The organism is Mariprofundus erugo (assembly GCF_005818865.1).
GTDB classification, from domain to species: domain Bacteria; phylum Pseudomonadota; class Zetaproteobacteria; order Mariprofundales; family Mariprofundaceae; genus Mariprofundus; species Mariprofundus erugo.
Map to the genome: position 1 here is coordinate 150202 of NZ_VBRY01000004.1, position 24495 is coordinate 174696.

At 55.1% G+C, this 24495-nt stretch carries 22 protein-coding genes; 5 read left to right on the top strand and 17 right to left on the bottom strand.

Features of this window, described 5'->3' with window-relative positions:
• Positions 1–2 precede the first annotated feature (2 nt).
• Positions 3–2135 (top strand): hybrid sensor histidine kinase/response regulator, encoded by a 2133-nt coding sequence (locus FEF65_RS05535; protein WP_138238803.1) that lies wholly within the window; start codon positions 3–5, stop codon positions 2133–2135.
• A 272-nt stretch (positions 2136–2407) separates the two neighbouring features.
• Here FEF65_RS05535 and FEF65_RS05540 read toward each other — a convergent pair whose 3' ends face one another.
• On the bottom strand, positions 2408–3304 hold the full coding sequence (locus FEF65_RS05540; RefSeq protein WP_138238804.1) for a symmetrical bis(5'-nucleosyl)-tetraphosphatase: 897 nt from the start codon (positions 3302–3304) through the stop codon (positions 2408–2410).
• A 4-nt stretch (positions 3305–3308) separates the two neighbouring features.
• On the bottom strand, positions 3309–4205 hold the full coding sequence (locus tag FEF65_RS05545) for a recombination-associated protein RdgC (RefSeq protein WP_138238805.1): 897 nt from the start codon (positions 4203–4205) through the stop codon (positions 3309–3311).
• A gap of 360 nt (positions 4206–4565) precedes the next feature.
• Here FEF65_RS05545 and FEF65_RS05550 point away from each other — a divergent pair, with 360 nt between their 5' ends.
• A complete protein-coding gene (locus FEF65_RS05550) occupies positions 4566–5129 on the top strand; it encodes a porin family protein (protein WP_138238806.1) in 564 nt (187 codons plus the stop codon).
• Between the two features lie 445 nt (positions 5130–5574).
• On the opposite strand, the gene FEF65_RS05555 is transcribed toward FEF65_RS05550, so the two are convergent.
• From FEF65_RS05555 to FEF65_RS05585, 7 genes are all read right to left on the bottom strand, one after another.
• Positions 5575–6876 carry an ATP-binding protein gene (locus tag FEF65_RS05555; protein ID WP_138238807.1) on the bottom strand — a complete coding sequence of 434 codons (1302 nt, stop codon included), beginning with the start codon at positions 6874–6876 and terminating at the stop codon, positions 5575–5577.
• Positions 6876–7568 carry a response regulator transcription factor gene (locus FEF65_RS05560; protein WP_138238808.1) on the bottom strand — a complete coding sequence of 231 codons (693 nt, stop codon included), beginning with the start codon at positions 7566–7568 and terminating at the stop codon, positions 6876–6878. Before FEF65_RS05560 ends, FEF65_RS05555 begins: the two co-directional genes overlap by 1 nt.
• Positions 7568–7867 carry a PepSY domain-containing protein gene (locus FEF65_RS05565; protein ID WP_138238809.1) on the bottom strand — a complete coding sequence of 100 codons (300 nt, stop codon included), beginning with the start codon at positions 7865–7867 and terminating at the stop codon, positions 7568–7570. Before FEF65_RS05565 ends, FEF65_RS05560 begins: the two co-directional genes overlap by 1 nt.
• Before the next feature lie 29 nt (positions 7868–7896).
• On the bottom strand, positions 7897–8484 hold the full coding sequence (locus FEF65_RS05570) for a diheme cytochrome c (RefSeq protein WP_138238810.1): 588 nt from the start codon (positions 8482–8484) through the stop codon (positions 7897–7899).
• Between the two features lie 102 nt (positions 8485–8586).
• Positions 8587–8988 carry a DUF1924 domain-containing protein gene (locus FEF65_RS05575; RefSeq protein ID WP_138238811.1) on the bottom strand — a complete coding sequence of 134 codons (402 nt, stop codon included), beginning with the start codon at positions 8986–8988 and terminating at the stop codon, positions 8587–8589.
• Positions 8985–9563: a cytochrome b/b6 domain-containing protein gene (locus FEF65_RS05580; RefSeq protein ID WP_138238812.1), complete on the bottom strand. Its 579-nt coding sequence runs from the start codon at positions 9561–9563 to the stop codon at positions 8985–8987. Before FEF65_RS05580 ends, FEF65_RS05575 begins: the two co-directional genes overlap by 4 nt.
• A gap of 449 nt (positions 9564–10012) precedes the next feature.
• Complete coding sequence (locus FEF65_RS05585) at positions 10013–10561, bottom strand: c-type cytochrome (RefSeq protein ID WP_138238813.1); 549 nt, start codon at positions 10559–10561, stop codon at positions 10013–10015.
• A gap of 169 nt (positions 10562–10730) precedes the next feature.
• Here FEF65_RS05585 and FEF65_RS05590 point away from each other — a divergent pair, with 169 nt between their 5' ends.
• Together FEF65_RS05590 and FEF65_RS05595 are read left to right on the top strand one after the other, a co-directional pair.
• Positions 10731–11852, top strand: a complete 1122-nt coding sequence (locus FEF65_RS05590) for a carboxylate-amine ligase (RefSeq protein ID WP_138238814.1) — start codon at positions 10731–10733, stop codon at positions 11850–11852.
• Positions 11849–13024: a M20 metallopeptidase family protein gene (locus tag FEF65_RS05595; protein ID WP_238701204.1), complete on the top strand. Its 1176-nt coding sequence runs from the start codon at positions 11849–11851 to the stop codon at positions 13022–13024. The genes FEF65_RS05590 and FEF65_RS05595 overlap by 4 nt, the downstream gene beginning before the upstream one ends.
• 32 nt (positions 13025–13056) lie before the next feature.
• Here FEF65_RS05595 and FEF65_RS05600 read toward each other — a convergent pair whose 3' ends face one another.
• From FEF65_RS05600 to FEF65_RS05635, 8 genes are all read right to left on the bottom strand, one after another.
• Positions 13057–14820: an ATP-binding protein gene (locus FEF65_RS05600; protein WP_161595186.1), complete on the bottom strand. Its 1764-nt coding sequence runs from the start codon at positions 14818–14820 to the stop codon at positions 13057–13059.
• 307 nt (positions 14821–15127) lie between these two features.
• Positions 15128–16831 carry a BatD family protein gene (locus FEF65_RS05605; RefSeq protein WP_138238816.1) on the bottom strand — a complete coding sequence of 568 codons (1704 nt, stop codon included), beginning with the start codon at positions 16829–16831 and terminating at the stop codon, positions 15128–15130.
• Positions 16825–18867: a VWA domain-containing protein gene (locus FEF65_RS05610; RefSeq protein WP_138238817.1), complete on the bottom strand. Its 2043-nt coding sequence runs from the start codon at positions 18865–18867 to the stop codon at positions 16825–16827. Before FEF65_RS05610 ends, FEF65_RS05605 begins: the two co-directional genes overlap by 7 nt.
• Entirely contained in the window at positions 18855–19883 is a 1029-nt protein-coding gene (locus FEF65_RS05615; RefSeq protein WP_138238818.1) for a vWA domain-containing protein, read from the bottom strand. The genes FEF65_RS05610 and FEF65_RS05615 overlap by 13 nt, the downstream gene beginning before the upstream one ends.
• Positions 19880–20356, bottom strand: coding sequence for a DUF4381 domain-containing protein (locus tag FEF65_RS05620; protein WP_138238819.1), 477 nt, complete (start codon positions 20354–20356; stop codon positions 19880–19882). Before FEF65_RS05620 ends, FEF65_RS05615 begins: the two co-directional genes overlap by 4 nt.
• Positions 20353–21207, bottom strand: coding sequence for a DUF58 domain-containing protein (locus tag FEF65_RS05625; protein ID WP_138238820.1), 855 nt, complete (start codon positions 21205–21207; stop codon positions 20353–20355). The genes FEF65_RS05620 and FEF65_RS05625 overlap by 4 nt, the downstream gene beginning before the upstream one ends.
• 127 nt (positions 21208–21334) lie before the next feature.
• Entirely contained in the window at positions 21335–22288 is a 954-nt protein-coding gene (locus FEF65_RS05630) for an AAA family ATPase (protein WP_138238821.1), read from the bottom strand.
• 183 nt (positions 22289–22471) lie between these two features.
• The gene (locus tag FEF65_RS05635; RefSeq protein ID WP_138238822.1) at positions 22472–22957 is read right to left on the bottom strand and encodes a YajQ family cyclic di-GMP-binding protein; all 486 of its coding nucleotides are present in this window, start codon (positions 22955–22957) and stop codon (positions 22472–22474) included.
• 188 nt (positions 22958–23145) lie between these two features.
• Here FEF65_RS05635 and FEF65_RS05640 point away from each other — a divergent pair, with 188 nt between their 5' ends.
• Positions 23146–24495: a peptidoglycan DD-metalloendopeptidase family protein gene (locus tag FEF65_RS05640; RefSeq protein WP_238701205.1), complete on the top strand. Its 1350-nt coding sequence runs from the start codon at positions 23146–23148 to the stop codon at positions 24493–24495.

The window sequence follows — 24495 nt, forward strand, 5'->3', positions numbered from 1 at the left end:
GTATGAGACAATATATCATCGAGCACTGGCTACTGAACAATAGCGGTCGACCGGCAGACAAGTCACTGAGCGAAACCCAGATAGAACAGAGCTGGGCGCGACTCGGCTTTGCTACTCTTGCCCTGCTCTTCCTGTCATTACACGGTGCCAATTTCGAATATTACCGCACACCATTCCTGATCACATCCGGCTTATACTTTCTGGCCAATATTATCTCGCTGTTTACCATCCGCAAAAATCCGCTATCGGCCTTGCGCACCATTTCCATGCCGGTGCTCGATGTCACCGTCGTCAGCTTCGGCATGCTGGTGGATGGCGGCGGTAACAGTGGCATCTACTTTGCCTACCTGCTGATCATCTTCGGTAACGGCTTCCGCTTTGGCAACAGCATGCTCCTCTATACCCAGGTGATGAGCATGATCGGCCTGACGATCATGGCAGCTGTTGCCGCTCTCTCGGCTGCCCCGATCATCTATGATCCCTCTCTGCTTTACTGGCAACTGATCACCCTTTTATTGCTGCCGGCCTATGTATATATGATTGGCAAACGCACGGAGAAAGCGATCAAGGCGCAGACCGAGGCGGAAGAGGCTTCATTCAACCTGCTGGATCAGGGTCCGGTGCCGGTATTCACCTTTGAGCTGGACCAGAACGGCAAACCGATGATTGTCTACACCAACAGGGCCATCCATGAGCTGTTTCAGATGGATCATGCCATGCTGGCCGGTGAGTGCGTGGATCGCCTGATCCTGCCTGAGGATAGCCGCGAGATGTTTGACTTCTGTGCCCGGACACTGGATCTGCAGCTTAAGGATGAGAACAACACCATTTATATACGGGGCATCAATCGCGCCGGTACGCCGTTGAAACTGACATGTACGGCGATACCGGTTCGCTGGCGAACCCATCGCATTGGCGTCTGTTTCATTCTCGATATCACCCAGCGCGAAACGTTGCAGGAGCAACTCGAAGCGGTTCATAAAGAGGGCTACATGTCGACACTGGTTGCCGGGGTCGTGCATGATTTCCGCAATGTGCTGAACAACATGATCGGTTATGCCGAATTGTTGCGTATGGAGTCGGACAAGGAGGACGTATGTGAGCAGCTGGATGCGATTATTGCCGCCGGAGACCGGGGCTCTGAACTGATTACCCGCCTGCTGAAGCTGGGAAAAAATAACAAAAACAACATCCCGCTCCAAATCGTCCGAACTTCGGGTGAATCCATGATCAAACCACTGGAAAACATCACCGGACTGGCCCGCCTGCAACTGCCGGCGCGCATTCAGATGCACTGCCGTATTGATCATGAATTGCCTGATGTCGCCATCACTGTCATTGAGCTTGAGCAAATGCTGCTGAACCTGATCAATAATGCGATGCAATCGATCCAGTCAGCCGGTCTGATTCAGGTCACAATCAGCAGCGATCATAACCATCATCTGGCCATTGCAGGTATGGGCGCACTCAGCATCCGGGTATCTGACGACGGCCCCGGCATTGCGCCTGAAAATATCGACCTTATCTTCAAACCATTCTGGACCAGCCGCAGCAACCATGGCGGATCAGGCCTTGGTCTGGCGATGGTCCAGCGCATTGTCAAACGTCATCACGGAACCATCAACGTTGCTTCAGTGCCATATGAAGAGACCACATTCACCATCGTACTTCCGCCCTTCCGCGAACATACGCATGCGGCCACGATAGCGGCGCCGACTCAGGCCCCCGCCTCCATCGAAGTGCCACCACCGATGCGCATCCTGCTGATCGATGATGCCGCTGAAATTCTCCGGGTTCATCAGGCGATGCTGATGCGACTGGGTCATACGGTGGAGACGGCAGAGAACGGGCTGCAGGCACTTGAGACGTTCAGCAAAGACATGGCAGCCTTTGACCTGATTATCACCGACTTTCATATGCCGGTCATGGATGGCCTGGCGCTGACCGAAGAGATCAGGGCTGTGAACAGCCATATTCCGATTCTGATGGTCACCGCCTATGGCGAGGATCAACGCCTGCAACAGAGCAGTCACCATCACATTGCCCTGCTCGGCAAACCCGTCACCATGGACAAGTTCAATCAGGGTATTATCGAAGCGATCCGTATCGTCGAACAGGGAGGCTCATCGCAGTGATTGTCAGGGAGGTGAGCATTCACCTCCCGTCTCACCATGGACGAATACCACAAGCCCTTAACCATCCCGGACCGGTCAACGTTGTGCCGACACAGGATACAGCGAGCTAAATCGGGCACGTATGGATTTGATTTAATAAGCAAAGGCAAACGGGCGATCATGCCATCGCCCTGCGTGCGGCCTTTGGCCGTCCACCCGGTTTCCTGCCTCTTTGTCACCCTTTTGCCGTTGCGAGCTGATTTTTGCCAGGAGGGCAATCAATCAGCATCTCCCTAACTGTCGGAGATCTCCCCTGATATGCCAACAACATTCAGCGCTGGCTGTTGTATCACAGGCTTTGGCCGCGGGGCCACCTTGCAGCTGATACCCGACTCAATACGATAATGGCCACCGCGTTTTAACTGGGCAATGGTCAGCTTGCCACCCCAGACACAACCGGAATCGAGCCCGAGTACATGCGACTGATCCACCACCAGCCCGTTTGCCGCCCAGTGACCGTAAACCACCTTGCAGTCATCACGCCAGGCAAGCTGCTTATGCCGGAACCATGGCTTCTCTCTTCTGTTGGTACTGATCCCTGCCCGCACATCCCAGTTAAATACGCCGTCCTGACTGCAATAACGGGTACGGGTCAGTACAGCGGTACTGAACAACACCCGGGAAGCATCCCCCTTGGCAGGTTCCGAGACAGGGAAGCGCAAGTGATGCAACTGGGCACAAAAATCACGCCAGTTGTCACCGCGCAGCTGCTGCTCAATCGCCGCAGCACGTTTCCTGGCTTTTTTCAGTGACCAGTGAGGATGAAGTCCGGCATGGACCATACACCAGTTCAGCTCTGCATCGTAATGCAGCATCGGCCGGAAACGCAGCCACTCGACCAACTCATGACAGTCCGGTGCTTCAAGCACATCAATCAGGGTATCGCGATGGTAGGGTTTACCACCGGCCACCAGTTCAAGCAGGTGCAGATCATGATTACCAAGTACACAGACACAGGCATCGCCCAGCCACTTCAGAAAACGCAGCGTTTCAAGTGAATCTGGCCCTCGATTGACCAGATCCCCGGTACACCAGAGCTTGTCTTTCAGCGGATTGAACTCGACCCGCTCAAGCAGCTTGCGCAGCTCCCTGTAACAGCCCTGAACATCGCCGACCGCATAAACAGTCATCTGTTTAGTTACCCTCCACCGCAATCAACAGTTGCGGAATAAATGCACTCAGCTCCGCCGCCATCAGGGCAAAATCGGCATCAAATCGCGCCACCTCATCATCTCCACCCTGATCAGCCGCCTCATCGGTCACTTCAGTATCAAAACGAAGACGTTTTACCGACAGCGTATCATCCAGCACAAATGAAAGGCGGTCCTGCCAGACCAGTGCCAGCTTCTTGACTCGCAGCCCCTCATTAACGTGCGCACGCACCTCATCGGACATCACATCGACATTGCGGCAACGAACCACGGCATCGCTCTCGGCATGATGAAGCTCGCACTCTTCACCGAATGCAAATCCACCCGGCAACGTGCCATCATACATCAACCAGCCGGTCATCGCCGTTTCAGGTGACTGTTCGGTCGATGGTTGCACCACAGGCAGGGTAATCAGTGCCTTGTTCAGCTCTTCAATCACCTCATCGGCTTTGCGCGCACTGGATGCATTGATAATCAACCACCCTTCAGCCGGAAGAATACAGGCAAATGTGTGGCCGGCCCGCACAAACGCACGTGGCAACAGCTCCGTCATCACCTGCTCGCGAATATCGCTCTTCTCCTTGCGCCCGGGCTTGCGACCGGTCTGCTCAATCTCGAACAACCGCAACTCGACCTGCTCACGCACCAGCGACGACGGCAGCACCTTGTCCTCCCGACGCAGACAGAACATCAGATTACCATTGGTTTCATGCACCAGCATCTGACCGCCATGGCCAAGCGGCTCGATCCAGCCGCTGGAGGTCAAATCCATCTGTCCGCAGGGACGCGCCCGGTGCTTCTCCAGCTGCTCATGCAGCTGCTGGCCGGTCAGCTTAAACGGCTCCTCAAAACGGTAAAACTGTATGTTTTTAAACCACATGCGCAAAATCCTTTAGATACCAAATAAATTCACCGGCCATTCCGGCGCATACAACGCCTGCATCTGCCAGAGACTAAAACGGGCTCACTGTTATATCACTGCCGCTCCCACGCTCTAGCAATGAGGGGGCCATTGTAGCGACTCTCTACCATCTGCGCATCGTCATCATGTGATGATACGCACAATAAGCACGATCCGGCCGATGCAGATTTATTCACTCCTTGCAAACAAGCCCGTATGAACGCCTTCTGTGCAATGGCGAAAACCGGGCAACACAACGCTCTCGTTGATGTTCAGTTTCGTTTAAGCTTTCTGTCGCAGTGTTTGCCCATCGTATCCGTACAGCAAAGGGGCCGGTGAATGACAAAGTCAGTACACATTGCAGTTGCAGCATCGATGATGATGGCATTTTCATGCGTCGCACAGGCATCAGAGCCATATGTCGGCCTCGGTGTCGGAGCCTTTAACCTTGGCAGCGGCGTTACCAAGAAAGCTGTGGGTGGTGCTTATCTTCAGGTAGGCGATGATTTCTGGGAAAACCTCGGTGGCGAGTTCCGCATCGGCAGAACCGGCAAAACCGGTGAAGAGTTTAACCTGCAACCGCGTATGGGCATCGATTATTATGCGGCCTTCTTCCTCAAGCCGCGCTATCAGTTCAACGATGCATGGATGGGTTACGCCTTGCTGGGCGGTGCAACCGTACGCGCCAGCTACAGCGAACTCGGATTTCCCGGCCAGAAGAAAACCCGCTTCGGCTACGCCTATGGTCTGGGTCTGCAGTACCGTCTGGCAGACAGCTACAGCCTGGGCCTTGAGTACTCACACATGCTCAGCAAGCCGAAAACCAATGCCACCACGATTAAAACATCTTTTCAGGGACTTGAGGCGAGCTCTCTCTCGCTCAGCGGCAAGTACCACTTCTAAACAGACAACCGGATTCAGGGCCGGCCCTTTCCTCTCCTCCCTCTCCCCTCCACGGAAAGGCCCCCTGATAAATGGCGGAAGCTTCGGCTTCCGCCATTTCTGTTTATAGCCCTTCATAAAATCAAACAGAGCCGCAGCCGGTTACCTTCCGTTTGCCCGGCGAGACCATCACATCAGTGCATAAGGGCCTCAGCCAATTCCGGAAATCACATCAGATACCGATCAATTGCCATTTATATTCAGATGGATCAATCATATGGGCTTCATCGCGGCTCCGGGAATATTCGGAGGCGGATTGCCCTTCCTGCCATCACCTGCGCGCCAGATTTACCTCGCGATATCGATACGCGACAAACTACTGATTGATCAGGGCATCAGCCCACGTGTTGATGCAGCTCCGGTCCGTCAAACACGATTCAAACCTGTGCCGAGACGACGAAAGTGATCAGGGTTGTGGCAGCGTCATGGTCACACATAGCCCATGCAGTTCAGCCGAACGTCCAAGCGTAATGGTTCCGTCATAGGCCTCGACAATCTCATTGACGATGGAAAGGCCGAGCCCATGCCCCGGCGTTGATTCATCCAGGCGAACCCCGCGCTGAAGTAACAGCTCTCCGGCCGCATCATCAATACCCGGCCCGTCATCCTCGACATTGATCACCAGCTCACCCAGCTCATGCCGGATGGTGCAGCGCACCTGTGTGCGAGCCCATTTGCAACCGTTCTCAAGCAGGTTACCGAATACCTCCAGCATATCCTCACGATCGGCCACCACCGTCGCCATCCCGGAAAGATTGAGCGTAATCTCTTTGGCGGGGAAAATTCTGTTTAACATGCGGGTCAGATCATTGAGATCGGCAGAGGGATCGGCCCAGTTTCCGCCCGGCGCCCGACCGGCTGTGCGGGCACGTGCCAGCTCGCGATCAATGCGATGCTCGATGTTTTTCAGCTGCTGTCGCAATTCGGCCACATCCGGCGTATCCGCCTGGCGCTGAATGATCTGCCCCGCCACAGACAGAGGGGTTTTCAACGCATGCGCAAGATCCCCCAGCGCATGGCGGGAACGATCCAGCCTCATTCTTATCAGCTGAACCAGGCGGTTAATCTCCTCGACCAGCGGCATGATCTCGGATGGCGTGGTAATGGTGACCCTGTCGATCTCCCCTTTTTCCAGCTGGCTCAACTGATTACGAATGCGCTGCAATGGTTTGAGGCCGTTCTGGACCAGCCAGCCCTGCAATACCAGCAGAGCAAGTACGGCGGCTGCGGCAAAGAGAAGCAGATGGCGCTGAAACGATGATGTGGTCGCTTCAATATGGGAGATATCTTCAGCCGTACAAATCTTCACCGTCTGCCCGTGCAGAGTCACGCTCTGGGTTAGCAAAAGAAGACGCTGCCCCACCGGCCCTTCGATATCCCGGGCAATCTCCTCATGTTGTACGGGCAACTGTTCATCCCAGAGTGAGCGGGAATGCATGGTCATACCGGCCACATCGATCTGATAATAATGGCCGGAAAACGGACGCTGATAGATTTCAGGAATGCGCAATGGTTCAATCACAGGTCGATCAGGTGGCTGCCAGTTCAGCGCCGTCAGCAATGCCTCCTGATCATGTTTGAGACGGGAAAGAAGGTTCTGCTCGGTCAGTGTCTCAACCTCGCGGCCGATCATCACCGTCTGAGCCAGGAAAAAAAGCACCAGACTGGCCGCAAGACTCAGTGTCAGCCGCCGGTTCAGCGAGTACATCACTCCTTGCTCTGCAACGCGTCCGGATTCAGGAAGTAGCCCTGACCACGACGGGTACAAATCACATCCTTACCCAGCTTCTTCCTTAAACGGCTGACATACACCTCAATGACATTGCTCTCTTTTTCGTCATTGAAGTCGTAAACGTGTTCAACCAGATGGGTGGCGGAAAAGACCTTTTTCGGGTTTAACATCAGGTAGCGGAGCAATCTGAATTCAATGCCGGTCAGATCAATATCACGCGGCTTGTCAGCCTCCTGACACCACGAGGCAGTCTGCCCCTGCTCATCAAGTTGCAGCATACCGATCGTGATATGGGCACCGGCAACGCCGGAAGAGCGACGAATCAATGCCTGAATACGAACCAGCAACTCTTCGAAATGGAAGGGTTTTGTCAGGTAGTCATCCGCGCCTGCCCGAAAGCCCTCCACCTTTTCATGCCAGGCGCCGCGCGCTGTCAGAATCAGTACCGGCGTGGCAATTTTTCTCGCCCGCCAGCCAGCCAGAATATCCAGCCCCGGTCGATCCGGCAGACCGAGATCGAGAATGATAATATCGCATGGCTCTGTCTCCCCCATATGCGCACCATCAATACCGCTATTGGTTGCATCCACAGCAAACCCCTGCTGGCGCAGACGGTTGGCAAGCTCAAGGCACAGGGAGGGATCATCCTCTATCAACAGCAAACGCATCAGTGGTCTCCATTGTCGATAAAACTTCCGCTTCGGGCGTCGATTTCAAGGTGGTGTACCTGGTGATCATCACCAAGAAACTCTATTTCGTAGACCACCTTACCATGCTCTTCTTCCAGCTCAACATCCAGCAACTTTCCGGGATAGCGGGCCTCAACCATTTTCACGATCGTTGCCAGCGGCATAATGCTATCGGTACTGCGCAGCTGGCGCACCCGATCGGCATCATCGGCCAAAGCCATGGCTGTCGTGCTGATCACGACAACCATGGCCAGGACAGCTTTATGCAACATATGCATCAATAGCAGCTCCGGGAGCCGAAATCCAATCAGTCCTCCCAGCGCCCAAAACCGGGAATGCGCACACCATGCTCATCAAACGAACCGTGTGTGGCTGAACTATGGCAAGCCAGGCAATTGGAGAAGGATTTGACCTGAGGGTTATCAGCCACCATACGAGCAGGAATCTCACGATGTTTATGCACAAAATAGCCTGTTTCGGTAATTCGCATCGGCGTCTGATTCTCGTCCACAGAACGCAGAATGCTGCGACTGAAGCGGTTGGGAATATGATCGGCAGCATGACCGCGCAGATAGTTTTCGATGGTCTCGCGGGTCTCCTTGTTCAATGATGCGTTATCGCCAAAGTGATCATCCAGGTTATTCATGATCTTCACCCATGAACGCTCGGGCAACAATCCGGCCGGATAGGCAAAATGACAGGCAGAGCACTCCGCCTTATAGGTTTTATTCATCACCGGCTCGACACCGCTGGTCACCGGTAATACGCCATGCTCTCCGCGCTCTCCTCTTTCATGCTCCCAGCGCTCATCTTCACCGCTCCAGCCCAGTGTAGCCATCGCCACCGTCACACATCCTGCCAGCAACATGACGCCCATAAATTTTTTACGATTCATGATTATCTCCTTTTGAATATTCATTTAAAGCTGTCCGCAAAGCAAGGGCGATAAACAGATTGCCTGCTGCGGGAAATGTCATCAAACCGGACTTGCTTCCGGTTATTGAGCCTTCAGGAAGGTGAGAATGTCGCCCTTCTCCTGCGCCGTGCACTCACGACCCCAGGTCCAGGTGCAGTTGCGACCAAACCATTTCTCAATCTTTTCAGCATCACCGAAACGTTCTGGATTCACACTCGGAGCCAGCGCCTCGATGCGCTTGCCGGTTTTGATATGCGAACCGGCCTCTTTCAGATTGGCACCATGGCAGGAGGCACAATTCACCTCTTTGCCCAGCTTCTCCTGCATATGCTGCTTCTGCCACATCGCTTCACCATTGGCGGCATTAAACGGGCCTGCGCCCTGGCTGCGATATTGCTCAAGCTGCCCCTGAATCACCGCTTCGGAGGCTACTGCCGCCTGAGCACTCAGTAATACGGTTACTGCCAACATATATCTTTTCATTTGATAGCCTCCTCTTTCTCTTTTCGGCCTGTGATCATCGACAGGGTCAGGTTTCGGCGCTGCAGCAGACTTTCAACCACCACACCAGCCAAATGCATTGCAATCAGATACTGCAACAAATCAAGGCACCAGCCATGGATCTGCTGCAGCAGTATCTCGGTTTCAAAACTTGCGGAAGAAGCCCAGGGAGAAAACAGGCCAACCCCCATCTGCAAAGCAAGCAGCGCCATACCGCTGACCACCAGCACCAACAGCGATAGCAGCAACATATAGATCATCAGGCTGCCGATCGGCGTATGGCCAATATAGCGAGCAGCCTGCAGGCGAATCAGATCACCGGCATGGCCAACAAGCATGGACCATGTCGGCCGGAACATTTTGAACAGAGCATGCTTCTCACCGACAAAACCCCAGACCACCCTGTACAACAGCAGCCCGGCAATCACACTGCCGGCGATGATATGCAACCGGATATCCCGACCTTCCGCCCACCATGCGACAAAAAAGGCCGTGGCAAGCAACCAGTGAAACAGCCGAAGCGACAGATCCCATACCTCGATCATTTTTTCACGCATGGAGCTACACCTCCGGTCGTCTGCTTACATGGCGGCATTCTGGCTATAAAATCTGAAATAAACCTGAACTCAATAGGGCTTTCCGATCGGACTGACAGAACGGATGCAATCAAAAGAAAAAGAGAGGAAGAAGCGGTTAAACAGTCATGGATGCGCAGATCCAAGGAGATGCTGATTTACTGCCCTCCTGGCAAAAAGGAGTTCGCAAAGGCAAAAGCGCGGAGTAATCGAGCGATTCCGGACAGGCCATGGAAACACCGATCAATTCAGCCCCCGGAGCACGCACGGAGCCATAAATCAATGGGGCCATCATTGATTTTCAAATAAACTTATAAAGCAACCCCGTGCGGTTACCCTGGCAGTCGAATCTTTACCAGGATCCCACGCGGCTGATATGCCTTAAGGAGATGCTGATTAATTCGCTGGATTAATCAGCATCTCCTTAAGCGTTACAGGCTGGATTCGTATTCGGCCACAGCCTTCATCTGATCTTCGCTTAACTTGCTGGCCACATCCCGCATCGTTTCATTGTCACGCGCCCCCGATTTAAAGGCCTTGAGCTGCTTGATCAGATAGGCTGATTTCTGCGTGGCAATTCGAGCGATATTCTCTCCGCCCAGCCCCTTGTCACCATGACAGGCAAAACAGACCGAGGTAAAGATCTCTTTACCCTTGGCCGCCAGCGCCTTGTCAAAGGTATTCGCTGCCGGTGTAATCGTAGCATAATGAGCCGCAACCACCTTGATATCATCATCACTGATGGCCTCAACCATCAGCGACATAGTGAAATCCTTGCGGGTTCCGGCCTTGAAATTTTTCACCTGATTAAAAATATACTCGGCATTCTGTCCTGCCAGATTGGGAATATCCGGCGCACTGCTCGTCTCTACGCCATGGCAGCCGGAACAAACCTGTAGTTTTTTCTCTGCATCGGCATAAGCCATCGAGGCCGGTAGCAACACCATTGCCCCGGCAATCATTTGCGTCATTCTTTTCATATCGCACTCCTCCCCGTTGTTACTCTCCACGAGATTTTCTAAAACCAAATCAACACGTTGTCAATCTCAATAAAAGCATCGCTCAAATTGAAACAGGAGATCAGCTGCTGCTGCGCGCGCCCGTCAAACAGCACTTTCATCCTCCACAGCGCATCGCTATACTTTTTCCATGTCAGATCAGATGCCGACCGACATCCCGTTTCAGCACTCCAGCACCGGCACACTGGGGGTGGAAATGGAGTGGATGACCGTTGATCAGGGTAGCGGTGCACAAATTCCCGCGGCCCCCTTCGTATTTGAAGTCACCGGGTCATCTGCCCGCATCAAACCGGAATTGTTTACCTCAACGGTTGAGATCAACACCGACATTCATCACACCACCGCTGCCGCTATCGACCAGTTACAGGCATTATATAATCAGGTCAGCGATATGCTTGCCGGCCGACAGGCCGCCCTGCTCTCAACCGGTACCCATCCATTTTCTCACTGGCGTGATCAACAGATCAGTGATGACCCCCGTTATGGTCGTCTGCTTGACCGGCTGCAATGGATGGCACGGCGCTTTAATATTTTCGGCATTCATGTGCATGTCGGTATGCCGGATGGTGACAGCTGTATTCATGCCATGAATCACCTGCTGCCTGTACTGCCGGTCTTTCTGGCGATCTCTGCCAATTCCCCGTTCTGGCACGGTGAAGATACCGGGCTGTCGGCCAGTCGCATCAAAATTTTCGAAGGCCTCAGCCAGGGAGGCATGCCCTTCTATTTTGAAAACTGGCGCGACTTCGAACACTGTGCCGGCCGCTTGCAGGCCACCGGCAGCATCGACTCGGTCCGTGATATCTGGTGGGAAATGCGTCCGCATCCGGATTTCGGCACCCTTGAGGTACGCATCGGCGATATGCCTGCCTGTCGCGATGATGCTGCAGCCTATATCGCCTATGTCCGGGCCGAAGCGATGGCTGCCCTGCATGCAGATGCGATTCCGCGCATCCACCCCTCGCTGATCCGGGAAAACCGCTGGCGCGCCTGTCGCTTCGGCATGCGTGCCACGATCATCGACCCGTTCACAGAAGAGCTGATCCCCGTTCTCGACTGGCTGGAAAAACGTCTGGAGCGACTGGACCAGTGCGGCATTGATCGAAGCGAACTTGCGCTGGTTGCCGGTCGCATGGACTGTTGGCGCAGCCATGGCGGTGGTGATGCCATACAACGGCATCTCTTTTCGCGCCAGTCATCACTCCCGGATCTCGTCCGGGCAATACGTCTTCAGGATGGGTGGAACAGTTGAAACCGTGCAGTGAAATCATCGATGCCATCATGCCGGAAATCATCCGGATCCGTCAGTCCATGCACCGGGCCCCGGAACTCTCCGGTCAGGAGGAGAACACTGCAGCCATGGTCGCCGAACGCTGTCGTGCGATGGGATTGCGCGTCCGTGAACATGTCGGCGGCTTTGGCGTCATCGCAGAACTCATCACCGGTGAAAAGCGACCATGGCTTGCATTCCGTGCGGATATGGATGCCCTGCCGATTCAGGAGGGTGGCCAGAGCGGTAATCTTCCAGCTTATGCATCACAGGTTTGCAATGTCTCCCACAGTTGTGGCCACGATGCCCATACGGCCATCCTGCTGGGGACTGCCATGACCCTGACAGCGATCAGGAACCGCCTGCAGCACAATATCGCGTTTGTTTTCCAGCCGGCTGAAGAGACATGTCAGGGGGCAGCTGCGATGTTGCGCGAAAACCTGTTCGGCAGCTATCAACCCGATCAGATCTATGCCCTGCATGTCTATCCGAGCCTCCCTGCCGGTGCCATTGGTATCCGGCGTGGTGCCATGTGTGCGGCTGCGGATATGTTTGATGTGGAAATCAGGGGCCGTGGTGGCCATGCTGCCCGTCCGCATGAATGCGTGGATGTGGTTCTGATTGCCAGCCATATCATTCAGTCCCTGCACCAGATCATCGGTCGCCGGGTTAACCCGCTGCACCCGGCTGTACTGACCATTGGTCAGATCCATGGTGGCCATGCCGGCAATATCATCCCTGAATCCATCTGTTTTTCCGGCACCATCCGCAGTCTGCACAGCGGTGTACATGAAGAGATTCGCAGCCGTATGGATCAGGTGATCCGTCAGACTGCAGAAGCATGGGGTGCCACCGCCCGCTTCACCCTGCGCCAGGCAACACCGGTATTAAATAATCCTGCCGAGTTGATGGATCGTGCGGTCGCTCTGTTTCAGCAACATACTCCCGAGCTTGAGCTGATTGACATTCATGAGCCATCGATGGGAGGCGAAGATTTCGCCGAATTTCTTCACACCATTCCCGGCTGTCTCTTCCGTCTTGGCACCGGCAGCGGTCCTGAAACCCGTTACCCGCTGCATCACCCCTGTTTTGATATCGATGAGAGCGCAATGCGAAGCGGTATTGCCGCCTTCACCGCGCTGGCGCAACAGTAGCCCGGTCATTCTCCCCGATCATCTCAGCAGGCTCACTGCCCGGATTCAGCCCCGGACAGGGCCTGATGCAGGGTCATGGCCAACTCGGAGGCAGAAAATGGTTTGGCAAGAATCATACTGTCAGGAGGAATGTCACCGGTGTGTATTTGATCTTCCGGGTCATATCCGGTGGCGAATACAATCGGCAATTCAGGCACATGGCGTCTGAGTTCACGGGCCAGCCTTGCTCCCCGCATCCCCGGCATCACAATATCGGTCAGCACCAGTGACACCTCATCGATATGTTGGCGGAACAACGCCAGCGCCTGTTCGCCATCAGTCACATCCATCACCCGATAGCCCATGCTCTCCAGAACCTCTCGGGTGGTGGCTAACACGCGCACATCATCATCAACCAGAAGAATGGTCCCACCCCCCTGCCACTCAGGATCGGCCATCACATCACTATTGTCGGGTGGTACATGCACCTCCTCAACCAATGGAAAATAGAGATAGATACAGGTGCCCAGCCCCGATTCGCTGACGACATCCACAATACCCCCATGCATATTCACACTGCCAAACACCATCGCCAGCCCCAGGCCGGTACCCCGCCCAACCTCCTTGGTGGTAAAGAACGGTTCGAACACCCTGGCCATAATCTCCGGATCGATGCCGCATCCATTATCACATACGCTCAGGCGGGCCAGTGAGTGATGATGCAATTGAGGATGCTTATGAAGAAACGCTGCATCCGCCTTGAAAGGCCTCAGCGTGCAGGTAATTTTCGGGTGATCGATTTTCTCCACGGCATCGCGAGCGTTCACCAGCAGATTCATCAGCACCTGCTGAATCTGATTGCAGTCGCCCAACACGGTGAGCGGAGAACGACACACATCGAATTTTAACTCGATGTTTTTATCAATGACATTGACTGCCAGAGAGCGCTCCGCTGACAACAGATCATTCAGTCGGAACGGCTGCATGACCACGTGATCCTTGCGGGCAAATGCCAGCAACTGCCTGATCATGGCTGCCGAACGTCCGCCCAAATCCTCCAGACTATTCAGTCGTTTCAATGCATCCGGATTGTTTTTTGATGCCAGGCGGGCCAGATAGATGTTACTCATCATCGCAGCCAGCGTATTATTGAAGTTATGGGCAATCCCGCCTGCCAGGGTACCAATCGCCTCCATCTTCTGTGACTGGATAAACTGGGACTCCATCTCCTGGCGCCGCACTTCGGAGATAAAACCTTGTCTGCGATAATATTCGGTCATATATCCACCGGCACTGCCGATCAACATCGCTGCCAACATATAAAACATATGCGCCGCAATAAAATTCGAAGCCATTTCGTTGACCGGCCAGAATGCGATAAACTCGATGACAAAAATCAGCATGACCCTGGCTGACTGGGCTACATGAAGCCCTGAAACCAGCCAAACCCACATGATCATCAGGTATGCTTCCCCTGCCAGCGCCTCGATACCTCCGATCGTGCTCAGGTAGAGATGATCGGTCCAGGCAACAATAACAGTGCCTGCAATCATGCCGGTATGATAGCGCATTGAATCCAGACGCAAGCCGAACAGTACCAGCAGAGAAAATACAACACCCTGCGTCACATGGATGATCCGGGCCTGAGTGGCAGCAGCGGCAGACAACACCTGCGAATCCAGAAAAGAGAAAATCAGATAAAGCAGAGCCGGCATCAAAAGGGCCAGACGCATCTGCAACTTGCGCGACGACTCGGTTGCAGCCAGGTAGCTGGCCTCCATGGCCACATCACTGAATTCAAGCCCTGGTATTTTCAAGCCACCATCCTGATGCTCCATCACAGTGCAGTTTCATCAGGGACCATCTGCATAACTACGTCCCTGTAGCGATTCTGTTCAGCACGCAAAAAGTGTGATTATTTTCTATTTTCACCCAACCAGATGCGCCATAACCGGCACGGATTCTCCGGCTTGTTCGGCGCGTGCTTAGTCAAACTTAACGGAAGCAAGCGATCTATACCAGCTTTCCCTGTCTCGGCCGGGCTTCCTGTATCAGCTGATCATGTTTATCATTTTGGATGAGCTGAACTGCTATATTCTGCAGTGGTTCAGCACGAGGCTGGCATCAACGGGGATAGAGGCCGGGCAACAGCTCCTTTTCCGGCGCAGCCGTGACTCTGGCAAAATCATGCTGCTCAAATGCATGCAACAGCTCATGCCCCTGCCAATGCCCCTGATCGCGGCCATAAAGATGTTGTTGCAACTGGCCGATCTGCCCTGACAATGGTTCATCGCACCGCTTCATCAACGCCGCCATCGCAGCGCCCGCTTCATCCGGCCAGCTTGCTGCCGCGAACTGCAGCAATGCCTGTTCACTGCCTCTGGCATCATTGTTTCTACAAGCATCGATCACCGCCCTGCGCGCAGCACGAACATCAGGGGATTGCTGTTTCACCATGGTCTGCCCGAGATGCGGACGACGCCTGCGGAATACCATCCACAACAGCGTCAGTAACCAGCCGATGGTGCTGATGATCGCTACCGGCCGCCACCAGCCGGCATCACTGACAACGCGCTGAACAGGGGCAGCAGTGGCAGTCTCTGCCGGTTGTGATGAGCCGGGTAATTGCGGAGTCATGGCGGGGGCAGCTGCAACCGCGCCTTCGACCCTGAATGTACGGGGAGGCAGCGTGGCATGCTCCACCTTCCCTGTGGCCACATTCCACCAGTCCAGCTCGATTTCCGGCAACATATAGGTACCCGGTTGCGTAGGCATCATCGCCACCTTCTCACGGCGCATACCGACGATACCATCTTCACCCTTATCATCACTCAGTGCCGGTTGATCAGGATATGCTTTCAGATGATCGGGAAGCAGTGAGGGAAGCGCGGGCAACTGACTCGATGCCAGCCCCTCCGCCTTCACAGTCAGCGTGCGTGTGATCGGCTCCCCTGTTTTAAATACTTTTCCTTCAGGCCAATCCTCCGTTAACGTCACATGCGTAGCCGGTAACCACTCCTTGCCATGCCAGCTGGCAGGCACCGGATCAACCTGTACGACCAGATGATTCGAGTGCGCCTGCAGCGGCCGCGTTGACTGAAAAAAGGGTGAAAATCCGCCCCCGCCAGCGCCGGCCATGGTGACCGCATCCAGCTCAACCGGTGCAATTTCAATCTTGCCGCTCTGCTGTGGAAACAGGGCATATTTTCTCTCGGTCACTTCCCAGCTGCGACCGTTCCTGTTCTGCTGATATTGACGGTCCTCCCCCAACCGTTCAATCACCGCATCCTTCACCTCAGGCTCGGTCAGCTGCGCCTGTGCCAGCGCCACACCCTGATAGACCCGGATGGTGACAATGACCTGCTGCTGAACCAGGGCATGATCGGGTTTGAGACTCATCTCAACCCAGACATCTCCATCCGGCTGCCCGCCCGCTCCCTGCCGCACCTCTGCCTTTGTCACCTCTATGGTTACGGCCGCCGTTTTCTCATGACCGACAGCGATCGGAGGAATCACCAGTGTCCCGCTTGTGCGCGGGCGCAACACCAGTTGCCAGTTGGAGCTGCTATGCATCGAGCCGTTGGTGATGGTATAAGAGCTGCTGTGATTACGGGACAACAGCTCGAAATCCTTCTCAAGTACCGAGGTATCCGGCTCTCCACTCTGACTGCCACTGGTTTCAATCGTCAGATTCACCGTCTCATCCTCAGCAATCGTATGGCGATCGACACTGGCGGTTACCGTTGCCATCGCGGAAGATGCCCATAGCAGCATGGCGGCTATCAGCCAGATGCATCGTAACTGTTTATGGCCGAAGCATTTTACCATGGCTGTACCTCCTCATTGCGATGACCACCCTGCTGTTGATATTGATAAAGAAACTTTCTTCTTAGCAATCCACCCGGATCATCCGGAATCCGTCGTAACCACTGGCGGCGTGCATTCTGCTCCTCCAGCTCTTTCTCACTCATGACTGAAGCAGGCTTGCCAGCTTTATCCGAACCACTCTTCGCCTGCTGGTCGCTCTTCTGCTCCTGAGGCTGCGGCTGCTCCTGTGACTGCTGCTGCTCCTGTGACTGCTGCTGATCCTGTGACTGCTGCTGCTCCTGAGACTGCTGCTGCTCCTGAGACTGCTTCTGCTCCTGAGACTGCTTCTGCTCCTGAGACTGCTTCTGCTCCTGAGACTGCTTCTGCTCCTGAGACTGCTTCTGCTCCTGAGACTGCTTCTGATCCTGAGACTGCTTCTGCTCCTGTGGCTGCTTTTGATCCTGTGACTGCTGCTGCTCCTGAGGCTGCTGCTGCTCCTGAGGCTGCTGCTGATCCTGTGACTGCTTCTGGCCCTGTGACTGCTGCTGATCCTGTGACTGCTTCTGGCCCTGCGACTGCTGCTGATCCTGAGACTGCTGCTGATCCTGAGACTGCTTTTGGTCCTGTGACTGCTTTTGGTCCTGTGACTGCTTTTGGTCCTGTGACTGTTTCCGGTCCTGTGACTGCTTTTGCTCCTGCTGCTGTTTCTTTAACAGCTCATCGACAAGCTTGCGATTAAAGCGGGCATCCTGATCATCGGGTGATTGCGCCAGTGCATGATCATAGGCGTCGATCGCCCCCTTCAAATCTCCGGCTTTCGCCAGCGCATTGCCGCGATTGTACCAGCCGGATGCAGTTTCCGTCCCGGCCAGAGCCGCGGCCGCCTCCCTGTAATGGCCGGCACGATAAAGAGCCGAACCCTTCCACGCCGGATCACTAAACTGTTTTGCCGCAGCTTCCGCATCCCCCTGCTGCATCAATGTCTGCCCCTTTTGATCAGGGGTCTGCCACAGATGATCCCAGCTACCGGCATCGGCATGATCGGGCAGCAGCAGCGGCACCAGCAGCAGTAATAACAGCCCTCGCCGGAAAACAAGCGCCATCAATGGCAGCAGACAAAGCACCAGCCATGGCCCCTCCTCACGCCACTGATCGCTATGCATATGCGTCTTTGTATCAGTGCCGGCGGTGGTTGTGACAGGCAGGGCAAGTACATCCTGATTATCCGCCCGTATCATCCGATAAATGCCATGACCGGCACGAGCCACCGCTTCCAGCTCATCCTGATGCAGACGCGGAATAACAATATTGCCAGCGGCATCCTTGAGAAAACCGCCATCCGGCAGCGGCACTGGCGCGCCTTCATCCGTACCGACAGCAAAAACACTGACCTTGTGGCCCGCTTCAAACAGTGCCGAAGCTGCAGCATCGGCGGCAGCATCCACCCCGTCACTCAGCAGGACCACCGAGCCGTGCTCAATCCCGCCCCGCTCAAGCATCATGCGGGCGTGGTTCAGCCCGACCGATGCCATAGAGCCCTGAACCGGCATCATCGAGGTATCCAGGCTCGGCAGTAATGTCAGAATTGCCTTGCTATCGGTCGTCAATGGCACCACATCAAAAGCGGTACCGGCAAATACCACCAGACCGGTTTCTCCCTCCAGGCGATTGTGAAGAATATCCTGCACCTTCTGTTTGGCCCGAACCAAACGCGCCGATGCAAGATCTGCCGCATCCATCGAGCGGGAAAGATCCAGTACAATCACCATGCCCGACTGAGCCCGGTATACCGGCTGGGGCAATTGCGTCCAGGCGGGCCCGGCCAGCGCCAGTAGCGCAAACAGGCCGCCCGCGACAAGCAACAGGTATGGCCACCGCGGACGCCTGCTGTCACCTTGCTCGCCCACCAGATACGCAAGCAGTGCCGGATCACACAGCGTTTGCCATCCCCCCTCATCACGCCTGCTCCGCCATAATCCATACACAAGCAGCAGCCACAGCGGCAATGCTGCAAGCCATAGCGGCCTCAGCAGATGGATATGAGTCAACGTATCCATCGGCGCCCCCGCTCTGTCAGTGCAATCATCAATACCACAGCGAACAGCAGTGCCAGCGACAAAGGCCAGACAAACAGACTATGCAGCGGGCGAAACACCTCGCTGTCCCGCTTGACCGGCTCGAGCTTGTCGATGACCTGATAGATTTGAGCCAGCTCCTGGCTGTCATGAGCCCGGAAATAGCGACCTCCGGTTTTATCGGCAATTGCCTTCAGCATCGTCTCATCCAGCTCTGCAGACGGATTGACCTGCTGGGCCCCGAAGAGTGAGCGCACCATCATCGCATCCGCCCCGATTCCGATGGTATAGATCACCAGACCGCTACCGGCAGCCAGATCGGTGGCCTGATCGACCGACAGCCGTCCTGCCGTATTGACGCCATCTGTCAACAGAATCAGCACCTGCTCATGCGATGCAATCTTCTTGTCACTGTTACTCTGCTGTAACCGTTTGACCGCAAGCCCGATCGCATCACCAATGGCTGTTGCCTTGCCAGCCAGCCCTGCTACAGCCTCATCCAGCAACGTGATCACAGTTTTCCTGTCGAATGTCAGCGGTGCCTGCACATATGCTTCCGAACCAAACAGAATCAAACCGACCCGATCCCCTTCACGCCGGTTGATAAACTCATCCGCCACATGCTTTGTCGCACTCAGGCGATCAATCTGTTGCCCTGACAGTTCAAAGTCCCGGATTTGCATGGAACCTGAGATATCGACCGCCAGCAACAGATCGCGGCCACTCACCGGCAAGGCGACCGGCTCACCGTGCCAGGCGGGCCTGGCTGCGGCCAGCAACAAAAGGAGCCAGACAAGCGAGGCCAACAGCAGGCGTATGCGGGCACCTCGATCAACCACGACCAGCGCCTGTTCACCGGCAAATTCATGGGCAAACGGCAGCCATGCCACCGGCCGATTCTCCCTGACCGGAGAGAGTATGCGGCGCAACAGCCATGGCAACGGCAACAACAACAGCAACCATGGCCAGCCGAATTCCAGTGCCTCCGCCATACTCATCGTTGGGCATCCAGCCACTGCTGGCACAGCGTTATCAATTGATCCCCGTCGATCGCCACATTCGGGCGATAAGGTGCTTCTATCATAAGGCGACCGTAACCTGCTGAAAAATCATCTCTATCCCACTTGCCATCCAGCCACGCCAGCCACCTGTCTCCGGATATACCCGCCACATCCGGTTCCAGCTGTACAGCCACTCGCCGCAGCAGCATGGATAGTTCTGCAATCAGCTCCGCATCAGGTTGCTGCTGCAGCAACACAAGCTCAGAAGCTGCGGCGGCAAGCATGGCCCGACGCAAGCGCCGGCTCCTCGCCTCAGCACTGTGGTAACGACGATACATCAGCCATGCAAACGTTCCGACCAGCAGCAGCACCATCACCAGAAGCCCCCACCAGCCAGGTGCCGGGGGCCACCACGACACAGCCGGCGGCAGGTGAATATCGTGCAGCGCCGAGAGTGCATCCGGCTTCATCTGCGCCCCCCGATCCTGCTCTTGAGAACTGTGAACGGATCATCATCAGTGGCGCATTCTATAAGGATAAATCCCCGGTGACGCTGCAACCTGGCCAATGCCTCACGGCGCTCGCGAAAGCGGATGGCATGCTCTGAACGGGTCGACTCGCGACCGGTATCAATACTGCACTGCTGCTGACCATCGGATGCATAAAGGTGGCCGACATCGGCCATTGCCTTCTCAAACGGGTCAAAGACAAGGACAAAAAGAATCGTATGGTGGGTAAGCAGGCGTGCCATCATCAGCTCACTGGCGGCATCCAGGCCTCTGCCGTCACTGACCATGATCATCAGACTGCCGGTCGGCGCTGCTGCTGCACTGCGCTGCAATACCCGCATCAACGACTCCTGGCACGGGGCAGGCCTTTGCTCCCAGCTCCGGTGGCAAGCCAGCTGGCCAAGCATACGCATCACCGTACGTTTACCACGCGCCGGCCGGATCGCAGCAGCTGTACCACTGCCGTCATCATCCAGAATCATGCAGCCGACACGATCGCCCTGGTGCAGCACACTCCAGGCAAGCAGCGCCGCACACTCGGCTGCGATGACCGCCTTGAGTGCTCCCCTGGTGGCAAAAAACATCGCCGGTCTGAAATCCACCAGCACCATGGCCGGGCGCTCTCGCTCCTCTCGAAACAGCTTGGTATGGGGTTTCCCTGTGCGGGCAGTGACCCGCCAGTCCATATTGCGAATCTCATCACCCGGCTGATACAGGCGAACCTCGTCAAATTCGATACCATGCCCCTGAAATCGGGACAGGTGCGGGCCTGTCATCTGCGCCCGTGGATAACCACTGGCCAGATGCAGCATGGATGCCTGGCGTTGCAGTTGAATCAGGTGGGCAAGATCAGCTCTTAGCGGGTTTGGACGCTGCAGGGGATTCTCCTGTTATTCATATAAATAATTGAAATAAATACTATTTATAAAAACACCTGAATCATGGAATCGGCACCAGCCTGAGTAATTCTCCGATCACTGCATCCACCGTGACACCGGCAGCTTCCGCTTCAAAGCTGAGCAGAATGCGATGCCGCAATACATCCGGTGCAACGGCCTGAATATCCTCCGGGCTGACAAAATCACGACCGGCCAGCCAGGCATGGGCACGGGCACAACGGTCCAGTGCAATCGTTGCACGCGGACTGGCTGCATATTGAATCCATGCTGCAAGCTCGGCACTGAAGCGGGCCGGCTCTCTTGTCGCCAGCACCAGATGGACCAGATAATCCTCCAGCCCTTCCGCCATATATATACCCATCGCTTCAGCACGGGCGGCAAAGATATCAGACTGGGAGATTTGGCTGACCGGCGGCAATGGTGAACCGGTAAATTCGTCACGGGAAAGGCGCAGAATGGCTTTTTCAGTGGCCGCATCCGGATAACCGATACGAATGTGCATCAGAAAACGATCAAGCTGAGCCTCCGGTAACGGATAGGTACCTTCCTGCTCAATCGGATTCTGCGTTGCCATCACCAGGAACAGTGAAGGAAGGTGGTGCGTGGTCTTGCCAACAGTCACCTGACGCTCTGCCATCGCCTCCAGTAATGCCGCCTGTACCTTGGCCGGGGCCCGGTTGATCTCATCAGCCAATACCAGATTATGGAATAGCGGCCCCGCCTGAAAACTGAAACTGCCATCCTGTGGCCGGTAAATCTCGGTACCGGTCAGATCCGATGGCAGCAGATCCGGTGTAAACTGGATGCGATGAAAGTTTCCCTCGATACCGTCACTCAGCACCTTGATTGCCCGGGTCTTGGCCAAGCCAGGCGCCCCCTCCACCAGCAGGTGACCATCGGCCAGCAGTGCAACCAGCAAACGATTGACCAGAACCTCCTGGCCCAGAATGCGCTGCTCCACCTGTTTTTTCAGCTGGTGAATCGGGTTTGACATGACTGACTCCGCTATTGCGTTGGCTCAACGGCAAACAACACAGCCAGTGGATGCATCGCCCGCTTTGCCCCCGTGCTTTGTTGGCGAAGCATAAACACGGTCACAACAGCGATGCAACCTGCCTGTGGCTTCGCCGTGGCTCAGGGCGTGTCAAACACGCCCTGTATATCCTGTGTTTCCTGATCAGTCGCGAAAGTTGGTAAATGAGAGTGGCCGATCCGCCTCAAACGCACGCAACAGCGTCATGACCGCCTGCAGATCATCCCTCTTCTTGCCGGTGACACGCACCTGATCACCCTGAATGGCTGCCTGCACCTTCATTTTCTCGTCCTTGATCTTTTTCACGATCTTTTTCGCCAACTCACTGCTGACGCCCTGTTTAATCGTGATCACCTGACGCTTGCAACCGCCACTGGCATCCTGCGGATCACCATACTCGAGACATTTCGGGTCCAGATTGCGCCGAACCAGCTTGGCGCGCAGGATCTCGGTCACGGTATTCAGTTTGTTGATGTCATCACCGACCACCGTAATCGCAGCCTCTCCCAGCTCAATACTGGCCTTGCTGTCCTTAAAGTCGAAACGGGTGGTGATCTCCTTGATCACCTGATTCACGGCATTGGTCATCTCTTGCATATCGGTTTCACTTACAACGTCGAAACTTGGCATAACGGGTTCTCCGGTCTGGTATGTTCAAAGATCGGGCGGCGGTTAAATACTAAAACCTGCAGCTTCGCCCTTTTGATTTTGCATCGGCATATACATGCCTGATTGCGAAGAAAATGAAAATTCTGCCCTCTGATGCTTTGACAAGCAAACAGAGTGACCTAGGTTTGCGACAACCATGGAGGGAATTGTTGTCCGATTTTTTTAAATTTGGTAATTCAAAATCGGCGAACGACGCGGAGCAACCCGGTCAAGAGGACACCCAGAACGGAAAACTGCTCGCCCTGCTCTCCTCAGGCCGCCATTATCTTCTCGCCGCTATCGTCTTGTCCGTTGCCCTTGTCCTGCTGCTCATCGTCGGCAACAACTCCCATGCCAGTGTACGCCTGGCCAGTGCCCATGAGGAGTGGCTGCCGGCAGACACCACAACCATCGACAATACGGTCGAAAAGAAGCGCGTTATTCAGCTGCAATCAGGCGACCATGCTGTTGCCGGCTTGCAGCGCCTGGGTTTTGACCTGGCGACCTCCCGCAGAATGGTTGCTGTTGCACTACCTGTTTATAACCTGCGTGATATCCGGGCCGGCCAGAAATTCAAACGGATTGACTCTGCCGATGCCATTGACGTTTATTACAATATCAGTGGCGAAGAACGCCTCCACCTGCATCAGCAAAAAGATCAGGAGTGGCAGTGCACGAAGGAAGTACGGGAAGTCCTGACCCGGCAAAGGGTGGTTGCCGGCACCATTGACGACAGCCTGTTCGGAGCTGCAGATCAGGCTGGTATGGATCAGCGCACAACGATGAATCTGGTTGATATATTCGCATGGGATATCGACTTTGCCAGGGATATGCGCAGCGGTGACTCGTTCGATGTGGTCTATGAAGAGCACTTTGATGATGAAGGCAACATCCTGGACACCACCATCCTTGCCGCCGAGTTCGTCAATCAGGGTACCCACTATCGCGCCGTTCGCTATGTAGACAGCAGTGATAAAGCCGAATACTTCACGCCCGATGGCAAGAGCATGCGCAAGGCCTATCTGAAAGCGCCTGTTAAATTTTCACGCATCTCATCACGTTTCCAGACCCGCCGCCTGCATCCTGTGCTGGGCTATACCCGTGCCCACCGCGGTGTCGACTATGCCGCTCCCACCGGTACACCGATTCATGCCATCGGCGATGGCTATGTCAGTTTCGCCGGCTGGAAAAACGGTTTCGGACGCTTCATTCTGATTACCCATAACAATCGCAATCACGCTACAGCCTATGGTCACATGCATGGCTTTGCCCGTAACATCAAGGCCGGCGTCAGGGTGAAACAGGGACAGGTCATCGGTTATGTGGGAATGTCCGGCCTTGCAACCGGCCCTCACCTCCACTTTGAATTCAGGGTACGGGGCGTGGCCGTCAACCCGTTAACCGTCAAACATCCACCGGCACAACCGGTGGCCGGCAGAGAGTACCATCGATTCCAGCAGCAGGTCGCACCGCTGCTTACCGAGCTTGATGAACTTCAGGCACAAGCTACATGGGGCTGA